Here is a 17,456-nt window from a genome sequence, read left to right as displayed (position 1 = left end):
CGGGCCGAGGCGCGCAGCGTGGACAGCACGAGCGCCTCCAGCCGCTGCAGCCGTGGTGGATCGGTGGCGGTGTCGCGGTCTGCCGCCAGCGCGCCGGATTCCCACAGGTCGAGCAGCGCGCGGAACTGCGCCACCACGCGCGGCACGTCATCGACCCGGCTGAAGTGGGTCGGGTACAGCCGTTGCGGCTCGGCCGCCATCAGCCGGTCGATGGAGTGGCGCAGCGCCGCCGGATCGAACTGCACCGGCGTGGTGCTCGGGAACATCCATGGCCCCGCCGTGGTGTCGAACTCGCGGTAGCTGATGCCGAAGGTATCGCCGGTGAACCAGCCGCGGCTGCGGGCGTCCCAGAGGCAGTGGTGGTGGCGGGCATGGCCGGGGGTGTCGATCAGCCGCAGCGGACGCTGGCCAACCTGCACCTCCATCCCATCGTGGCTCTGCACCACCCGCTCGGCCGGAATCGGCACGATGGTGCCGTAGGTCTGGCGCACGACCTCGGCACCGTAGACCGCGCAAGCGCCCGCGACCAGCGCCTGCGGGTCGATGAGGTGGCGGGCACCGTGCGGGTGGATCAGCGCACGGGCGTGCGGCAGGTGCTGCATCAGCAGGCCGGCGCCCCCCGCGTGGTCCAGATGCACATGGGTCGGGATCACCCAGTCCACCGCGTCGCGGGACAGGCCCAGCGCGGCGAGCGTGTCCAGGATGCGCGGTACCGCCGCGTTGTGGCCCGTGTCGATCAAGACCGCCCGCCCGCTGTCGATGACCAGATAGGCGGCGTCGAAGCGGGCACGCTCGAAACCGGTGTCGATGGCGTAGATCTGGTGGCCGAGATCGTCGGCATGGGCAAGCGTTGGCGTTGGCATGGCCACCAGAATGCCACAGCCGTCCTGAGCGGCCCCCACCGGAACGATGTGCCCGCTGAATCGCGTCCTTATCCCTGTCCTGCCGGCTGGGCGAGGGCCTTAGTCTGGGCATCAATTTGTAACGGAGTGTTCGCATGTGGGCAGTGAAGCCAATGGGTACTGGGGTGCTGACCGGGGTGGTGTTCGCCCTGGCGGCGCTGTCCGGTCTGGCGCGGGCGCATGGCGCACCCAGCGTGGCGCTGGCCGGGACCATGGGCGACAAGGTGGTGCTGGTGATCGATGGCCGTACCCGCGTGATGACGGTGGGCGAGACGGTGGACGGTCTGCGCGTGCAGCGGGGCGGGGCGGCGCAGTCCGTGGTGATCGACACGGGCGGGGTGCGGCAGGAGCTGGTGGTCGGGGCCGCGCCGGTGACGGTCGGGGTGTCGGCAGGGTCCGGCAGTGGCGGCGGTGGTGGCGGCGGTGGGCGCAAGCTGGTGCTGCAGGCCGGCAGCGACCAGCTCTTCCACGCCGGCGGCGAGATCAACGGGCAGGCCGTGCAGGGCGTGGTGGACACCGGGGCGTCGGTGGTGGTGCTGTCCACGCAGGCGGCGCGCCGGCTCGGGGTGGAGGGGCCGTCCGGGGCGTCGGCGCAGGTGCAGGTACAGACCGCCTCCGGGCGCAGCGCCGGGCGGCGCGTGCGGCTGGCACAGGTCAGCCTCGGGCCGCTGCAGGCGCGCGATGTCGAGGCGGTGGTCATCGACAGCGACATGCCCTTCGTGCTCTACGGCAACAGCTTCTTGCAAGGCTTTCGCCTGCAGTGGGAGCAGGGCCGGCTGTCGCTGGTGTCGTTGCCGGTCCCGTGAACCGGCGGCGGCTGCGGCTACCATCGTCCGCATGGCAGGACAGACACAAACACAAGGAGCACGGCGATGACATCCCAGGCGACGAGGTGCAGCAGTCTGGCCGGCGCGTTGCTGCTGCTGGTGCTGGCGGGTGGCGCGGCGGCACAGTACAAGGTGGTTGGCCCCGATGGCCGCGTCACCTACACCGACCGCCCGGCCGCTGGCGCTGGCACCACCGCCGCTGCCCGCCCGCTGGGCAGCACGGACCCGTCCACGTCCGAAGTCGAGTTGCCCTACGTCCTGCGGCAGGTGGTGGCGCGGTATCCCGCCACGCTCTACACCACACAGCACTGCGGCCCCTGCGACAGCGCCCGCGCCTTGTTGCAGCAACGCGGTGTGCCCGTGCGCGAACGCACCCTCGACCGCGCCGAGGACGTGGCGGAACTGCAGCGCCGCGAGGGCCTGGTCACGCTGCCCCTGCTGCGCCTGGGCGCCCAGCGGTTGCAGGGCTTCGAACCCGGCGACTGGCAGGCCACCCTCGACGCCGCCGGCTATCCGCGCACCTCGCAACTGCCGCCACACTGGCGCGCCGCCCCCGCACAGCCGTTGGCGCCACCCGACACCAGTCCCCAGGCCGACGCAAGTCCGGTACGTCCAGCGGCGCCCGTGCCTGCACCGGTGCTGCCTGGCGCGTCAGGCCGGTTTCGCTTCTGAAGCGGCTGATTCGGCTGAGGCAGCAGGAGCCTCAGAACCCATGCCGGACACGGGCCAGCGGCTGACCCGGTTGCGCCCGGTGCGCTTGGCGTCGTAGAGCGCCTGGTCGGCCCGGTCCACCAGCGTGGCCAGTCCCGCCAGTCCGGGTTCGAACAGCGCCATGCCGAAGCTCGACGTGACCCGCAGGCCCGCGACCGACTCGACCTGGGCGCCCGCGGTGTCCGCGATCTCGCGCCGCAGCCGCTCCGCCAGCGACTGCACGTCGGCCGCCTCGCGCTGTGGCAGCAGCAGGCAGAACTCCTCCCCGCCGTAGCGGCAGACCAGATCCGTGCTCCGCACGCCGCCCGAGAGAATGGCCGCCACCGCCTTGATGACCTGATCGCCGGTGGCGTGGCCGTGGCGGTCGTTGAACTGCTTGAAGTGGTCGATGTCGGCCATCACGCAGACGAGTCCCTCGCCGCGCTGGTCGGCCAGCTCGAACAGCCGCGTCGCCTGCTCGAAGAAGGCGCGCCGGTTCAGGCAGCCGGTCATCGGGTCGCGGGTGGCCAGACGGCTGAGTTCCTCGTTGCGTTCGCGCAGGGCTTGCTGCGAGGCTTGCAGCGCCCGGTTGAGCTGGTGCAAGGCGCTCACGTCGCGCAGCCGCAACATGCTGCCGCGCACCTGGCCGTCCGGGTCCAGCACGGGCGAACATTTCACCAGCACCTCGCGCAGCGGAGCGGGTGCGGGCGCCTGCGCGATGCGGGCCTCGCGTTCGTCGGAGGGGGCGGCGGTGCGGGTGGCCGTGGTCCATGGGGCTTCTGCGCCGTCGGCGGTGAGGGCGCTGCACAGCCAGTCGAGCTGCGTGATGGGCTGGCCAATGTCCACCGCACGCCGCGCCGGCCGCAGCGGCGCCAGCCGGCGGAACGCCTCGTTGGCCATCATCACGCGGGCCTGCGGATCCAGGATGACGATGCCTTCGTCGAGCACGTCGAAGGCATCGCGCACCCGCTCCGGCACCACCTGCCCAGGGTCCAGGTGCTGCAGCACCCGCCGCAGATAGAGCCAGATCGCCAGCCCGCCCAGCACCGCGATCGCCAGCAGCGCCCGCACCGACGGGGTGGCGAGCACGCCCGCCAGCGTCGTCGGGTAGATCGGCCGGAAGGCGATTTCGAGCGTGCCCCAGGGCTGCTGCTGCGCGTCGTGGATGGCCACGCGCACCTGTGTCAGCGTCGAGCCTTCGCCCGGTGGCAGGTGCCAGTGGGCGCTGTGGTCGCCGAGGAGCGGCGTGCGGGCACGGCCCTGCTGTTGCAGCGCCACCGACAGCACCTCGCGGTCCTGCGCCACCCATTGCTGGATCGCGGCGTGTGGCGGGCGCCCGCCTTGCTCGATGCCCTGCGTGACCAGCAGGGCCAGCGCCGTGGCCGTGGTCTGGCGCACGGTCAGCTCGGTGCGGGCGCGGTCGGGGACAAGTCCGAACAGCACGTCGAGCAGGAAGATGACCGCCAGGAAGATCGCCACCAGCCCCAGCGCAAGGCGGGCTTCGACGCCCAGGCGCGGCCACCAGACGGGCAGGACCGGGCGGCTCACCGGCGTGCTCCCTTGCCGGCGGCGGGGGCATCGACGCTGTCATCGGCCTCGGGGGCTTCGCGCACGGCGGCGCTGGCGTCCCGGCCGAGCACCTCGGCGGCCGAGGCTTCCTCGTTGTGCAGGTCCGGCCCGGCGGGATCACTGCGCCGCTGGGGGGACGGCAAGGGCCGTGGCGGTCGGGTCAGCACCGGCAGCGGATCGAAGAACTGCCACGTCGGCACCGACACCAGCAGCGAACCCGCCACCCCGCCCAGCCGCACCGTCCACCACACCAGCCCCACCGTCAGCGCCAGTCCCGACGCCTCGATCGGGTCGATCGCCGATTGCAGCCGGCCCGCCTCGTCGGCCAGATCGGTGCGCAGCAGGCCCAGCCCGTCATCGGCCAGCGCGGACAGCTCGCCACCCCGCGCCACGGTGGCGGGCAGGTCATAGCCGGCCTGCAGCGTGGCCAGCGCCGTGTCGGGCATCACCAGGGCCAGCAGATCGGGGGCAGGGGCGGCGTCGCTGGTGTGCGGCGTGCCGGGGGGCCGGGCGCTGTCGGAGCGTATGTGCGCGTTCAGCGCGGCGATCTCGGCCGAACTGGTGGCCTGCACCTGCGCCAGCCACTGCTCCGCCGCCACGGCGCGCACCTCGCGCGACAGCGGCCCCCGGTCGCCGGACAGCGCGGGCACGTCGAGCGTGGGCGGCGCGGTGGTGGTGCTGTCTCTGGACACCGGGTCGCTGATGGTGAGGACCGGCGTGGGGTCCAGCGGCGCAGGGGCTGGCGCGGGCGCGGGCGCGGGTGGCGCAGGGGTCCAGTCCACGCCGACGGTGGTCCAGGCGCTGGTGGTGCTGCCGTCGCTCACGCGCAGGCTGACGGTGGGCGCCTGGCTCAGCGCGGTGGCGACAAAGCGGATTTGGCCCGACTGGAGTGCGGCCACGCTGAAGCGGTCGAGGGCCACGCCGGGCGCGCCCACCGCCTCGAAGCGCCCGCCCGTGGTGGCGCCAACCTCGACCAGCAGCGCCGCCGTGTTGCCCTCCGGGTCTTGCGCACCGAGCACCGCGGGATCGAGCGTCAGCGGCGCGCCGGTCTGGATCTTCCACGGCGCCAGCGTCAGCACCGGCGGCTCGTTGACATCGTCGATGAAGACGGTGAGGGTCTGCGGTGCGCTGGTCAGGCCGCTGCCGCCGACGCCGTCGCTGACCGTGGCGGTGAGGGTGATGGACAGCGACCGCTCGTGGTCGAGCGTGGCGGGATCGACCACGCGGACCGTGCCGGTGGCGGCGTCGATGGCGAGCGCGCTGCTGCCGGTGATCGTCCAGCCGGACAGGACACTGCCGGGGTCGGCGTCGCTGGCGCGCAGGGTGCCGACCACGGTGTCGGCGGGGCTGTTCTCGGCGATGTGCAGGATTTGTGCTGGCTCGACCACGGGCGCGCTCGGCACGACCTGCACCACCACCGCGTTGCCGAACTCGGAGCTGTCGCCCCAGGGTTTCGGCGACGCGGCGGCCCCGGCGAGCTGCACGGTGGCGGTTGCCGACACCACCTGCCCGGCCTGCAGCAGTACGCCCGCCAGCACCGTGTCGATGCGCGCCAGGCCGCTCGCATCGGCGGTCACGCGCGCGCTGCCCAGGAAGGTCCGGCCTTCACCGAAGCCCAGCGGGTCGGCCTGCGGGCTGACGAAGAACTCGATGCGCAGCGTGGTGCCGGCGGCCATGGTCACGGTGCCGAGGAGGCGGGTCGCGCCGGCCTGGACCGTGGCGCTGTCCAGCACGGGGTAGTTCAGCAGGTTGTTGGGGCCGCCATCGGTGTCGGCCTCGCGGTTGCCGTTGACGCCCTCGGCGCCGAGGTCGATGCCCAGCCCGGCGTTGTCGTGGATGGCGTTGCCGAGCACCGACACGCCGCCCGCCACGCCCACGATGGAGATGCCCGCGCCGGATTTCTGCCACGCGATCAGGTTGCCGGCGCCGGGCGCGGTACCGCCGATCAGCACGTCGCGGGTGTTCTCCACGTACACGCCGAAGCTGCCATTGCCCACGGCGCGGGTGCCGCTCAGGTCGGTGCCGATCAGGTTGCCCTGCACGGTGCTGCCACCGGCACCAGCCAGCAGGTAGACGCCCTCGAAGCCGTTTCCGCTGACGAGGTTGCCGACGACGGTGGCGTCCGGCGCATCCAGGTAGACCCCCACCGTGCGGTTGCCCAGCGCGGACTCGCCGCGGGCATCGGTGCCGATGAAGTTGCCCTCGATGCGCGTGCCCGTGGCCGCTGCGCCCGTCGCCTGGACCCCGGCGTTGTTGCCGGACAGCAGGTTGCGGTCGGCCGGGTTCGCGCCGCCGATCAGGGTCTGCGCGGCGCTGGTCTCGATGGCGTTGCCGCCGTTGCCCGGTGCGCGCAGACCGGTGACGTCGGTGCCGATCCGCAGACCGGCCAGCACCACGCCGTCCGCGCCCGCGCGCACCTGGATGCCGGCACCACCGAATTCGTGGATCACCAGCCCACGCACCAGGCTCCCGTCCGCGCCATCGGCCAGCACCAGCGCCGCGGTGCTGCCCCCCGCGTCGGTGCCGACCAGCTCCACCACCGGATGGCCGAGTGCCAGCGCGTCCGGCTCGCGGCTGGCATCGAGCCAGACGGTGTCGGTGATGACGGGCAGGGCCGAGCGTGGGGTGATGGTGTGCGCGCCGTTGACCAGTGGCTCGCGGATGTCGAAGCGGATCGTGTCGGCGCCGGGGTGCAGGTTGGCCTGCGTGATGGCGTCGCGCAGCGAGCCGGCGCCGCTGTCGGCGGTGGTGCTGACGAGGAAGGTGGTGCCGATGTCGCCGAGGTTGGCCAGGCCGGTGAGGGCGGCCGTGTCGGCGGCGTAGAGGATGCGCGGCTCCAGCTCTTCGCACTGCCAGCGGCGGCGGGGCGGACGGGTCATGGCGTCTTCAGCCCCAGATCGATCTGGCAGCGCGCGCCAGCCGGCACCGCCCGGTCGGCGTTGTCCAGTGCCAGCCGCACGCGGAAGGTGTTGCTGGCGGCGTCGATGACCTGGTCCACCTGCGTGACGGTGGCCTCGCGGGCGGGGACGCCGGGCACTTCGGCCTTCACCAGGTGGCGTGCGCCACTGCGGACCTGTCCGAACTGGCTGGCCGGCACCACCACCTCCACCCGCAGCCGTCCCACGTCGGCCAGGCGCAGCAGCGGTTGCAGCTCGACCCGCTCGCCCGGCTGCGCCATGCGGTCGATCACCACGCCATCGAAGGGGCTGCGCAGCGCACGCTGGTGCAACTGCGCCAGCGCCTGCGCGGATTCGGCCTGGTAGACGGCGCGCTGGTCCTCGGCCTGCTGCAGCGCCTGCGCGGCCACGCTCCGCTCGGTGCGCGCCTGGTTGAGGGCGATGTCGGAGATGAACTGCTCCGTGTGCAGCGACTCGGCGCGCTCGGTTTTCTGCCGCGCCAGCGCCAGCGTGGCCTGTGCGGCGCTGACGGCGGCTTGCGCCTTGGCGCGGGCTTCGGCGGTGCGCACCGAGGCGCGTTCGCCCGTGGCCTGCAGCAGCGCCAGCGGCTGTCCCTGGCGCACCGTGTCGCCGCGGTCCACCAGCATCCGCTCGACCACGCCGGCCTGGGGCGTGCCGATGTCGGCGGTGCGGGCGGGCGTGAGGAGGCAGCCCAGCGTGAGGGCCGCGGCCGGCGCGGGCAGCACCGGCGCCAGCGCCACGGCCAGCCACAGCCACAGCCGCTGGCGTCGGTAGAAAGGTCGGAGTCGTTGCATGGGGCAGCGTGTCATGGGCGTGGAAAGTGTCCGGTGCTCAACCACCGGGCGCGAGTGGGTCCAGCCGGTTGCGCACCAGCGCGTCGCCGAGGCGCAGCCGGCGGCGTTCGTCGGCGGCCTGCGCTTCGCGGGCGCGCTGGCGCAGCCGCCACGCCAGATCGCGCCAGGCACCGAGCGCAGGAATGCGGTAGAGCGAGCGGGCGGGGCCGACGTGCCAGTGTTCGACGCTGCCCGGATCGCCCTGGCGGGCGCTGCGGCCGAAGAGCTGTTCGTCGAGGCGCCGCGCCGGGTTGTCCTGGCAGCTCAGCACATGCAAGCCGCCAGCCTGCACCGCCTGCGGATGCAGCCGGATGTCCACGCCGCGGCCGGCCATGCGGGTGGCCACGGTGAGGCAGCCGGGCTGGCCGGCGGCGGCGATGCACGCGGCTTCGCGGGCATCCTGGCGGGCGTCGAGGCATTGCACCGACCGCGTGGTCGCGCCCGCCGCAAACGCGGCCTCGAACGCCGCGATCAACCGCAGCGACTGCGGCACCCCATCCGTGCCGATCAGCACCGGGCGCCCCTCGTCGGCCAGCGCAAGCGCCCGCTCGACCACCGCCCGGTCGCGTGCGGCGTCGTCGGCGAACCAGCGGTTCGGACCGCGGGTGCGCTGGGGCGGGGTGTGGGCATGGACACGGCTGATCTGCAGGCCGTAGAGGCGGCGCAATTCGTGGCGCTGGTCGTGCAGCGTCGCGCTGGTGCCGCCGATCAGGCGGTAGCGGGTGAGGAAGTGGCTGTAGGTGGTGCGGGCGGCGGTTTCGGTGGGCGGCGGCGGCGGGCAGCCTTCTTTCAGGCAGACCAGCTCGTGCAGCCCGTTCGACCACATCCGTCCGGCGGCGATGCGCCCCGTCACCGGATCGATCAGGCGCACCTGGGATTGCCGCACCAGGTAGTCGCGCTGCGGCAGCAGCAGGTGCGCGGCCACCAGCGCCAGCCGCACCAGCTCTTCCCGGTGCATCCGGTGGCGCCACAGCCGCGACCGGTCGGCGCAGAGCGCGTCCAGCCGCTGCGCGCCCGCGGAGGTCAGTGCGGCGTCGCGGGCAACGGGCTGCAGCTCGAAGTCGCGGCCGGGCTGCAGTTGCGCGGCCAGATCGAGTGCCGTGCCGAGCTGCGACAGCCGCTCGCCCGCTTCGCCGGGGCGGGCCAGCACCAGCGGCATCACCGCCTCGTCGAGCAGGATGCTGTCCGCCTCGTCGATCAGGGCCACGTCGAAGGCGGGCACGGTGGCGCGGTCATCGTCGGGCGGGGTCTGGGTCAGGGCGCGGGCGTGTTCGCTCAGGCCGGCGTCGCGGGCCGAGGCCGACCACGCCGAGCGGCCGGCGACCTGGTCGCGCAGGCTGTCGAACACCAGCTCGCGGGCACTGACGTACACCACGTCGGCCCGGTAGGCGGCGGCGCGTTCGGCCGGGCTGTGGTCGCTGGTGATGGCTGCCACGCGCAGGCCGAGCCGGGCGTACCAGCCGTGCAGGTGGGTGGCGTCCCGCGTGGCGAGGTAGTCGTTGGCGGTGAGCAGGTGGACGGTGCGCCCGCGCAGGGCCAGCAGCGCGGCGGCCAGCGCCAGGGCCAGTGTCTTGCCTTCGCCCGTGGCGAGTTCGGCGAGGCGGCCGGCGACCATGGCCTGCGCGGCCTGCCACTGGTTGGGGCGTGGCCGCAGACCGAGCGTGTCGCCGCAGGTGGCGTCCAGGCGCGCTTGCAGCGGGGGGCTGTCGGTGCCCGAGTTCGGCGAGGCGGCCGGCGACCATGGCCTGCGCGGCCTGCCACTGGTTGGGGCGTGGCCGCAGACCGAGCGTGTCGCCGCAGGTGGCGTCCAGGCGCGCTTGCAGCGGGGGGCTGTCGGTGCCTGTGCCCATGCCCGTGCCCGTGCCCATCAGTTGCGCGCCTCGAACTGGCCGAGGAAGGTCTGCCGCAGCCAGCGCCCCACCTGCCACGCCGCCGGCTGCGGCGCGAACGCGAAGCGCACCCACACGCGGCTGCCGACCCGCTCGCCCAGCGGCTGCGCACTGGCGAGTTCGAGCACCGAGACCGGGTCGCGGCTCGTCAGTCCTTGCGGATCGGCCGGGTCGGTGACGACGGTGCCGCCGCCGGTGTCGCCCAGGCTGCGCGCGGGCAGGTGCCGGGTGGCCGAGGGCAGGGTGCTGGTGCGCAGTCGGGCGGCGAGGGCCTCGGCGGGGCGGTCGCTGCGGCGCAGGGTGATGCCTTGCAGGGCGTCTTGCACCAGCAGCGCGTCCCCGTGCGGCAGGACCACCTGCACCGTGCGGTTGTCGTCCGGGCGGACGTGGCCGAGCGTGTCGCCACGGTGCAGCCAGCGCCCGCCGAGCCGGGTGGCGTCGTCGAGCACCAGCGTGCCGGCCAGCGGGGCGCGCACGGTGAGTCCGGTGATCTCCGCGTCGAGCTGCTGGCGCTGGGCGCGCAGGGCGGTGGCTTGCTGCTGCAGCGCGGCGGCCTGACCTGGATCGCGGGCCATGGCTTCGAAGCGGCGGGCGTCCAGCCCGGCGAGCTGCTCGTCCAGCGCGGCGCGGCGGGTGGTGAGGCGGTCGTTGCCGAGGGGGAGCACCACGTCGCCTGCTGCCACGCGACGCGGCGCCGGCTCGGGCGCGGTGGTGACGAAGCCGTCGGTCTGCGGCCGGATCCAGGCGGTCTCGGGCAGCCAGACCACGCCTTGCACGGTGGTCGCGTGCGGCAGCGGGCAGAAAAAGAACAGCCCCAGCAGCACCGACGCGATCCCCGCCACCCGCCACAGTGCCACCCGCCGCACCGACGCCGCCAGCAGGGGCGCATTCAATTGCTGCCACAGCGCCACCAGCGGCAAACCCAGCACCAGACCGCCCAGCACTGCCGCTGCCGCCAGCCCCAGCCCGGCGTGGACACCGCCCAGCCAGCGCACGACCGCCAGACTCAGTGCGGCGCGGTAGCCCCACGACAGCGGTGCATAGGCGATGAGCCAGCCACGCTCGCCCGGCGCACAGGCGGGGGCGGTCGCGGCATGTCCCGGCCCGTTGACCACCCGGCTGCCCACGCGCAGCCACCAGCGCCGCGAGCGCGCCGCCAGATTCGGCAGGTCCAGCGCGTCGCACAGCGCGTGGTAGCCGTCCATGCGCAGCAGCGGGTTGCCGTTGACCAGCAGGCTCGACACCGCGCCGAGGAACAGCACCACGAAGGCGAGGTCGTGCAGCAGGCCGTTCTGCGTGTGTTGCCAGACCACGAGCGCGCCGGCGGCCATCGCCAGCTCGGCCATGATCCCCGCCAGGCTGACGATCAGCCGCTGACCCCGGCCGACCAGGGCACTGGCGGCGCGGGCGTCCACATGCGGCACCGGCGTGAACAGCATCAGCGTCAGCCCGAAGGCGCGCACCTCGCCGCCGAAGCGGTGGAGCGCCAGCGCGTGGGCGGCCTCGTGCAGCAGCTTCATCACCGGGTAGACGGCCCAGAGCAGGCCGAGGTGGTGGGGGCTGCTCAGCCAGTGGCTGGCATGGGCGGACAGGGCCGGCCAGTCGGCCAGCGCCGCCAGCCCGGCCGCGGCCACCGCCAGCACCCAGAGCACCAGCAGGGCCGGCTGCAGCACGGGATGCAGCCACCGCTCCAGCCGCCGCACCAGCGCGGACGGATCGCCCAGCGTCACCTGGAAATACAGCGGATTGGCGGCGTTGACCATCGGGTGCGGTCGAGAGGGTTGCCAGCCGGGTTCCGGGTGGGACGGGCCGCCGGTCGCGGTGTCGATCGGCGCCTGCAGCAACCCGGCCTGCTGCAGGTGGGCCAGCAGCGCGATCACCTCGCCCTGGGTCGGTGCGTCATCGCCCTGTTCACCGAGCAAGGTCTCCCACAGCCGCTGCACCGTGCGCTCGCCGTTGCAGCGGCCGATCAGCGCCCAGGCGGCAGCGTCGAGCCGGTGGGTGCGCTGCGTGGGTCCGTCGGTGAGCAGCGTCCAGCGTTCGCCGCGGGTGATCTGGCGCTGCAGGCGGACGTGGCCGCGCAGGCGGGGTTTCAGCGGCGCGACGCGGTACCAGTGCGGATGCAGCAGCGCGTCGGAGGGGGGGAGCGTCATCGCAGCATCGCCTCCGCTCAGCCATTCCAGCGCCACCACTGCAGGCGCAGCCAGTCCGCCGCCCGCGTGCCCAGCGTCACCAGCCGGCTTTGCCGGCCGACCTCGATGCGCGCCACGCCGGTCAGACCGGGCCGCAGGCTGGACGCCTGCGCCGCCGCCGCGTCACCGGGCTGCAGGCGGGCCTCGACCTCGAACACGTTCGCGCCTTCGACCGCATGCGCCACCGGCTGCACCCGCTCCACCTGCAAGTCCAGCGTGTCCCAGGGCAGCGCCGACAGTGCCAGCCGCGCCGGCTGTCCGGGCCGCACGGCGTCGATGTCGCGCTCGTCGATCTCGACCACCACCCGCGGCGCGTGGTCCGGCGTCAGCCGCATCAGCGTGTCGCCGCGCCGCACCGGCATCCCCACCGAGCGCGTCAGGTCGCCGTCCAGCACCAGCGCGTCCATCGGCGCGGCGATGCGCGTGCGGCCGAGTTCGCGCCGGACGAGCTGCAGTTGCGCGCCGACCTCGTCGCTGCGGGCGAGGTGCAGCCCCATCTGGGCGCGGTCCGAGCGGGCCAGCGCGGCCATGTAGGCGTTCTGGTGCTGGGCGATCTCGCTTTCCAGGCGGTGGACATCGACCTCCAGGTCTTGCGGCGCCAGCTCCAGCAGCGGCTGGCCGGCGCGCACGCGGTCGCCTGGCCGGGCGTGGACGGCTTGCAGGAAACCATCGGTCGGCGCGGTGAGGCTGCGCTCTTGCTGGCCGTCGAGGCGTGCCCGGCCGCCGAGTTCGTGCGCCACCGGCCACAGCAGCCAGCCGGCCACCAGCACCGCCAGCCCCGCACCCCCGCCGCCGCGCAGCCAGGACGACCGCCGCCAGCGCCGCCGCCCGCCCTGTGCGGCCCGTTGCCACAGCGGCTGTTCGTGGCGGTGCAGCAGGTCCAGCCACGGCACCATCAAGGCGAGCTGGTGGCGCAGGGTGTCGGGGTCGAAGCGGGCGAGCGCCTGCGGGTTGCTCCAGCACAAGGTCAGCGCGCCCACGGCGCGGCCATGGGCGTGCAGCGGCAGGCTGGCCACGGCCACCGGATCCCCGCCCGGTGGCTGCACCAGCGCGGCGTGGGCCAGCGTGATGCGGGGCGGGGCGTCGGCCGGCTCCGGAAACCGCACCAGCACGTCCTGGTCCAGGCACTCGTCCATGGCCGCCTCGAAGGCGCGGGCGGTGCGCAGCGCGCCGGCTTCGTCGCCCAGCGCCGTGGGAGCGGACACCGCCAGCAAGCGGCTGTGCTGGCGCTGCCACCAGCCCAGCGCGACCTGGGTGCAGCCCAGACTGGCGGCCAGATCTGAAACAAGTTGTATTCCTGCCGGGCCGAGGGTGTCCTGCGACATCAGTGCGGCCTGCCAGCCGACCAGTTGGGTCAGTGCGGGCAGGCGGTCCGTGGTCGTGGCATCGGTGCCGGGGCGCGGCGGGGACTCGGTTTGGGGGGGCAGCATCGCGATTTGCATTCTATAGGTGCAAATTCCGTCACAACATTGGGCCTGCCTTGCCTGGTTTCGCCGTGAAACCGCACCGCGGCGCAGGGGATGCGCCGTGCGGGGTGTGCCACACGGCTGTCACAAGGTGTCGCTACTGTGCGATTTGTCACTTTACACAGGAGCAACGAATGCAACGGTCATTCCTTGGTACCGCACTGATCGCCTCACTGACCCTGCTCGGGTGCGGATCGGATGGCGCGCTGGTCACGGACCCCATCCCCGTGGCGACGCCCAAGAACGTCATCTTCTTCCTCGGCGACGGCTACGGCATGGTGCCGATGACCGCTGCCCGCATCTACGCCGCGGGCGAGGACGGCGAGCTGGAGATCGACAAGCTGCCCGAAACCGCCTTCGTCAAGACCTACTCGCTGGACGCGCAGGTCACGGACAGCGCGCCGTCGATGGCCGCTTACATGACGGGGGTGAAGACGCGCAACGAAGTGCTGGGCATGGACGGCGACACGCTGGCCGTCGCGCCGGGCAAGGACGCCACCACCGGGGTGGGCAGCGCCGTCAACAACTGCGCCGCCACGGGCAACGGCAAGGCGTCCACGACCCTGCTGGAGCTGGCGATCGCCAAGGGCATGGGCACCGGGGTGGTTTCGACCGCCCGCCTGACGCACGCCACGCCGGCCGCCACTTACGCCCACGTCTGCCACCGCAACACCGAATACGAGATTGCCCGCCAGGCGGTGCCCGGCGGCGCCGGCTTCAACAACGCGCTGGGCAGCGGCGTCGATGTGCTGATGGGCGGGATGAGCCAGTACTGGCGCCCGTTCAACGCCACGACCAACAAGGCCGGCCGCCCGGATGGCCGCGATCTGGTGGCGGAACTGCAGGCCAAGGGCTACACCTACGCCAGCGACCGCACCGGCTTCCTCGCCGCGCCGACCGCCGCCGGCAGCCGCCTGATCGCCCTGTTCGACCAGGCGCAGAGCGAAGGCCACATGTCCTACGAACTCGACCGCGACGCCACCAAGGAGCCGAGCCTGGCCGAGATGACGACCAAGGCCATCGACCTGCTGGCCAACAGCAGCAAGAGCAGCAAGGGCTACTTCCTGATGGTCGAGGGCGGGCGCATCGACCACGCCCTGCACAGCACCAACGCGGCGCGTGCGCTGGCCGAGGCAAAGGCGTTCGACGACGCGATCAAGGCGGCGCTCGACCTGGTGAAGAAGACCGACCCGACGCTGAAGAACACCCTGATCGTCGTCACCGCCGACCACGACCACACGATGGTCATGAACGGCTACGCGGCGCTCACCGGCAAGACGACGCCGACCAACCCCGGCATCCTCGGCCTCATGCGCGATTACGCGGCGCCGACCACTCCGGCACTCGATGCCGACGGCAAGCCCTTCACCACGCTGGTCTTCGGCAACGGCGAGAACCGTGTCGCTGGCAACCGCAGCGCGATGACGGCGTTGACCGACGACGTGGTGTCGGCGAAGAACTACCACCAGGAAGCCGTGGTCCAGACCGGCATCGGCGGCGAGACCCACGGTGGCGGGGATGTGTTCCTGGGCGCCACCGGACTCGGGGCCGACCTGTTCCACGGCGTCATCGACAACACCGCCGTGTTCACGCTCATCCGCCAGGCCATCGGCCTGTGAGCCACGCCCACGCCCGTTCAGGAGTTCCGACCATGATCCACACGTTGATGCACAAGCACACGCCCCGCCTCCTGGCCGCCGCCATCGCGGTGGCCCTCACGCCCGCGGCCTTCGCCGCTGGCGAGGCCAAGAACGTCATCTTCTTCCTGGGCGATGGCATGGGGCCGGTCACGACGACCGCCACCCGCCTGAAGTACGTCAAGGAAGAAGGCTCGCTCGCGATGGACAAGCTGCCGTACACCGCCCGCGTCCGCACCTACTCGCTCGACGCGCAGACCACCGACAGCGCACCGTCGATGGCCGCCTACATGACCGGCGTGAAGATGCGCAACGACGTCATCTCGATGAATGGCGCGACGCAGGCGTTGGCCTACAAGCCGACCGCGGACGCCACCACCAAGGTGGCCAGCGCGGTCAACAACTGCCCGTCCACCGGCAACGGGCTGGCGTCCACCACGCTGCTCGAACTGGCGATCAAGCAGGGCAAGGCCACCGGCACCGTGACCACCGCCCGCCTGACGCACGCCACGCCGGCCGCGACCTACGCCCACGTCTGCCACCGCGACGCCGAGTACGACATCGCCCGCCAGGCCGTCCCCGGCGGCACGGGCTTCAACAGTGCGCTCGGCGGCGGCGTGGATGTGCTCATGGGCGGCATCAGCTACTACTGGCGCCCGTACAACGCCGCCACGACGCCGCGCGGCCGGCCGGACGGACGCGACCTCGTGGCGGAGCTGCAGGGCAAGGGCTACACCTTCGTCAACGACCTGCCCAGCCTGACCGCTGCGCCGGTCGTGGCCGGCACCAAGCTCATCGGCCTGTACGACCAGGCGCTGTCGCAGGGCCACATGTCCTACGACCTCGACCGCGACGCCACCAAGGAGCCGAGCCTGACCCAGATGACGACCAAGGCGCTCGACATCCTCTCGAAGAACAGCAAGGGCTTCTTCCTGATGGTCGAAGGCGGTCGCATCGACCACGCCCTGCACGGCAGCAACGCCGCCCGCGCCCTGGCCGACACCAAGGCGTTCGACGACGCGATCCAGGCCGCGATCGACAAGGTGAAAACCTTTGATCCCGAGCTGAAGGAAACGCTGATCGTCGTCACCGCCGACCACGACCACACGATGGCCTTCAACGGCTACGGCAAGCGCGGCACCGACATCCTCGGCCTGAACATCAGCTACGCCACCGGCCTGCCCAGCACCGATGCCAACGGGGTCAGCTACACGACGCTGGTGTTCGGCAACGGCTCCAACCGGGCCGATGTGCGCAGCAACCTCGATGCGACCGTGGTCGCGGGCAAGGACTACCTGCAGGAGGTGGCGATCCGCCGCGGTGCTGCTGGTTCCGAAACCCACGGTGGCGGCGACGTGATGCTGTTCGCCACCGGTGCGGGCGTGGCGTCCAAGACCTTCAAGGGCACGATCGACAACACGCGGGTGTTCAACCTGGTGAAGTCGGCGGCGGGGTATTGAGATGGCCACCGCCGTGCGTTGGACGCTGGGGGTGGCGGGGCTGTTCGCGGTCGGGCTGGCCTCGGCGGCGGGTCCGGCGGTGGTCGCTGCGGCGGCCTCGGCAGTGACGGGCAAAGCCTGGGCGGACGTGGACGCGCTGGTGTCTTACGAAACCCGGCAGGTGCTGGCGTCGGGCGTGACACGGATCGAGACGTGGCAGGAGCGGCTGGTGCGGCGCGGGGACCAGGTCTGGACCGAGCGGGTACTCCCCCCCAGTGCCGAACACCTCCACGCCCATGAAACCGCCGCCGAGCACCACGGCCACAAGCACCTCAACGCCGACACCTCCGCCCGCTGGCTGCGGCTCGATGCCAAGGGCTTGCCGGAGCTGAAGCTGGTCGATCGGGAGAACAAGGTCATCGTGGCCGTGCCGGCGGCGGAGTTCGGCTCCGTCTCGTTCGATGGCCGGTATGACGCGGCGGCGACCGTCGTGCCGCCTGCGGTGGTCAAGGCGATGAAGCCGCAGGGCCGCCCGGACGCACAGGGGCAGTGGTACGGAGAGCGCAACCAGGGCTGGTCGCACCGCGTGCTGTGGTCGGAGGCGTCGCAGCTCGCCCTGCGGGTCGAATCGCAGCGCGACGACGGGACCGTGGTGCGCAAGGTGTCGGTGCGGCTGCTGCCCGTGGGTACGGGGGGCACGGGCAGCACGGTGCCGTGGCTGGCGCTGTCCGGCTATGCCCCCAGGCACTACGACGAGTTCATGGATTGAATTGTGGACAATGGCAGTCTGTCCTGCCATCCCATCCCATCCCATCCAAAGGCGACCATGTCCGCTGTTGCTCGTGTTTCCCGTGCGGTGTCGTTCCCGCGCCATGCCACCGTCCGTCCCGTGCTGGGCGTTGCGGCGGTGGTCGTCAGTCTGGGCTTGAGCGGCTGTGGCGTGGTTGCTGTCGCGGGTGCCACGGCCGGTGCCGCGATCTCGGTGGCCGGCGCTGTCGTCTCTACCGGCGTGAAGGTCACGGGCAAGGTGATCGAGAAGACCATCGACGCCGTGACCCCCGCGGCCGAAGACGCTGCCAAATAGGCAGCGCAGT

General features: G+C 72.4%; 13 protein-coding genes. 6 read left to right on the top strand and 7 right to left on the bottom strand.

Translation table 11 applies throughout. The annotated features are described in order from the left end of the window. A partial coding sequence (locus QZW52_RS03650) for an MBL fold metallo-hydrolase (RefSeq protein WP_293995400.1) occupies nt 1-863 on the bottom strand: 863 nt, incomplete at its 3' end. A 134-nt stretch (nt 864-997) separates the two neighbouring features. On the opposite strand from QZW52_RS03650, the gene QZW52_RS03645 reads away from it, so the two are divergent. Then, a complete protein-coding gene (locus QZW52_RS03645; protein ID WP_293995397.1) occupies nt 998-1,708 on the top strand; it encodes a retropepsin-like aspartic protease family protein in 711 nt (236 codons plus the stop codon). A gap of 66 nt (nt 1,709-1,774) precedes the next feature. Beyond that, the gene (locus QZW52_RS03640; protein ID WP_293995394.1) at nt 1,775-2,401 is read left to right on the top strand and encodes a glutaredoxin family protein; all 627 of its coding nucleotides are present in this window, start codon (nt 1,775-1,777) and stop codon (nt 2,399-2,401) included. On the opposite strand, the gene QZW52_RS03635 is transcribed toward QZW52_RS03640, so the two are convergent. From QZW52_RS03635 to QZW52_RS03610, 6 genes are all read right to left on the bottom strand, one after another. Further along, on the bottom strand, nt 2,381-3,967 hold the full coding sequence (locus tag QZW52_RS03635) for a GGDEF domain-containing protein (RefSeq protein ID WP_293995391.1): 1,587 nt from the start codon (nt 3,965-3,967) through the stop codon (nt 2,381-2,383). The two genes, QZW52_RS03640 and QZW52_RS03635, sit on opposite strands and share 21 nt — an antisense overlap. Further along, nucleotides 3,964-6,867, bottom strand: coding sequence for a cadherin-like domain-containing protein (locus tag QZW52_RS03630; RefSeq protein WP_293995388.1), 2,904 nt, complete (start codon nt 6,865-6,867; stop codon nt 3,964-3,966). The genes QZW52_RS03635 and QZW52_RS03630 overlap by 4 nt, the downstream gene beginning before the upstream one ends. Then, nucleotides 6,864-7,700: an efflux RND transporter periplasmic adaptor subunit gene (locus QZW52_RS03625; protein WP_293995385.1), complete on the bottom strand. Its 837-nt coding sequence runs from the start codon at nt 7,698-7,700 to the stop codon at nt 6,864-6,866. The genes QZW52_RS03630 and QZW52_RS03625 overlap by 4 nt, the downstream gene beginning before the upstream one ends. Before the next feature lie 37 nt (nt 7,701-7,737). Beyond that, entirely contained in the window at nt 7,738-9,423 is a 1,686-nt protein-coding gene (locus tag QZW52_RS03620) for a preprotein translocase subunit SecA (protein WP_293995411.1), read from the bottom strand. Between the two features lie 183 nt (nt 9,424-9,606). Continuing rightward, complete coding sequence (locus tag QZW52_RS03615) at nt 9,607-11,781, bottom strand: PqqD family peptide modification chaperone (protein WP_293995383.1); 2,175 nt, start codon at nt 11,779-11,781, stop codon at nt 9,607-9,609. 17 nt (nt 11,782-11,798) lie between these two features. Then, entirely contained in the window at nt 11,799-13,250 is a 1,452-nt protein-coding gene (locus QZW52_RS03610) for an efflux RND transporter periplasmic adaptor subunit (RefSeq protein ID WP_293995381.1), read from the bottom strand. 170 nt (nt 13,251-13,420) lie between these two features. On the opposite strand from QZW52_RS03610, the gene QZW52_RS03605 reads away from it, so the two are divergent. Genes QZW52_RS03605 through QZW52_RS03590 form a run of 4 tightly spaced genes read left to right on the top strand, consistent with a single transcriptional unit; the run spans nt 13,421 to nt 17,446 of the window. Beyond that, nucleotides 13,421-14,905, top strand: coding sequence for an alkaline phosphatase (locus tag QZW52_RS03605; RefSeq protein WP_293995378.1), 1,485 nt, complete (start codon nt 13,421-13,423; stop codon nt 14,903-14,905). Nucleotides 14,906-14,940: 35 nt separating this feature from the next. Then, on the top strand, nt 14,941-16,383 hold the full coding sequence (locus QZW52_RS03600) for an alkaline phosphatase (RefSeq protein WP_434738264.1): 1,443 nt from the start codon (nt 14,941-14,943) through the stop codon (nt 16,381-16,383). A 1-nt stretch (nt 16,384) separates the two neighbouring features. Beyond that, nucleotides 16,385-17,131 carry a hypothetical protein gene (locus QZW52_RS03595; RefSeq protein WP_293995376.1) on the top strand — a complete coding sequence of 249 codons (747 nt, stop codon included), beginning with the start codon at nt 16,385-16,387 and terminating at the stop codon, nt 17,129-17,131. Nucleotides 17,132-17,188: 57 nt separating this feature from the next. Continuing rightward, nucleotides 17,189-17,446 carry a hypothetical protein gene (locus QZW52_RS03590; RefSeq protein WP_293995373.1) on the top strand — a complete coding sequence of 86 codons (258 nt, stop codon included), beginning with the start codon at nt 17,189-17,191 and terminating at the stop codon, nt 17,444-17,446. Nucleotides 17,447-17,456 lie beyond the last annotated feature (10 nt).

Source organism: Sphaerotilus sp., assembly GCF_013299175.1.
Lineage (GTDB): Bacteria > Pseudomonadota > Gammaproteobacteria > Burkholderiales > Burkholderiaceae_C > Sphaerotilus.
The sequence above is the reverse complement of the archived record's forward strand: the minus strand, read 5'-3'. Positions and strand labels throughout refer to the sequence as shown.

Coding starts and splice junctions, on each gene's coding strand:
- QZW52_RS03595 (WP_293995376.1), top strand. CDS start 16,385: ATGGCCACCGCCGTGCGTTGGACGCTGGGGGTGGCGGGGCTGTTCGCG.
- QZW52_RS03625 (WP_293995385.1), bottom strand. CDS start 7,700: ATGCAACGACTCCGACCTTTCTACCGACGCCAGCGGCTGTGGCTGTGG.
- QZW52_RS03590 (WP_293995373.1), top strand. CDS start 17,189: ATGTCCGCTGTTGCTCGTGTTTCCCGTGCGGTGTCGTTCCCGCGCCAT.
- QZW52_RS03645 (WP_293995397.1), top strand. CDS start 998: ATGTGGGCAGTGAAGCCAATGGGTACTGGGGTGCTGACCGGGGTGGTG.
- QZW52_RS03610 (WP_293995381.1), bottom strand. CDS start 13,250: ATGCTGCCCCCCCAAACCGAGTCCCCGCCGCGCCCCGGCACCGATGCC.
- QZW52_RS03640 (WP_293995394.1), top strand. CDS start 1,775: ATGACATCCCAGGCGACGAGGTGCAGCAGTCTGGCCGGCGCGTTGCTG.
- QZW52_RS03615 (WP_293995383.1), bottom strand. CDS start 11,781: ATGACGCTCCCCCCCTCCGACGCGCTGCTGCATCCGCACTGGTACCGC.
- QZW52_RS03605 (WP_293995378.1), top strand. CDS start 13,421: ATGCAACGGTCATTCCTTGGTACCGCACTGATCGCCTCACTGACCCTG.
- QZW52_RS03630 (WP_293995388.1), bottom strand. CDS start 6,867: ATGACCCGTCCGCCCCGCCGCCGCTGGCAGTGCGAAGAGCTGGAGCCG.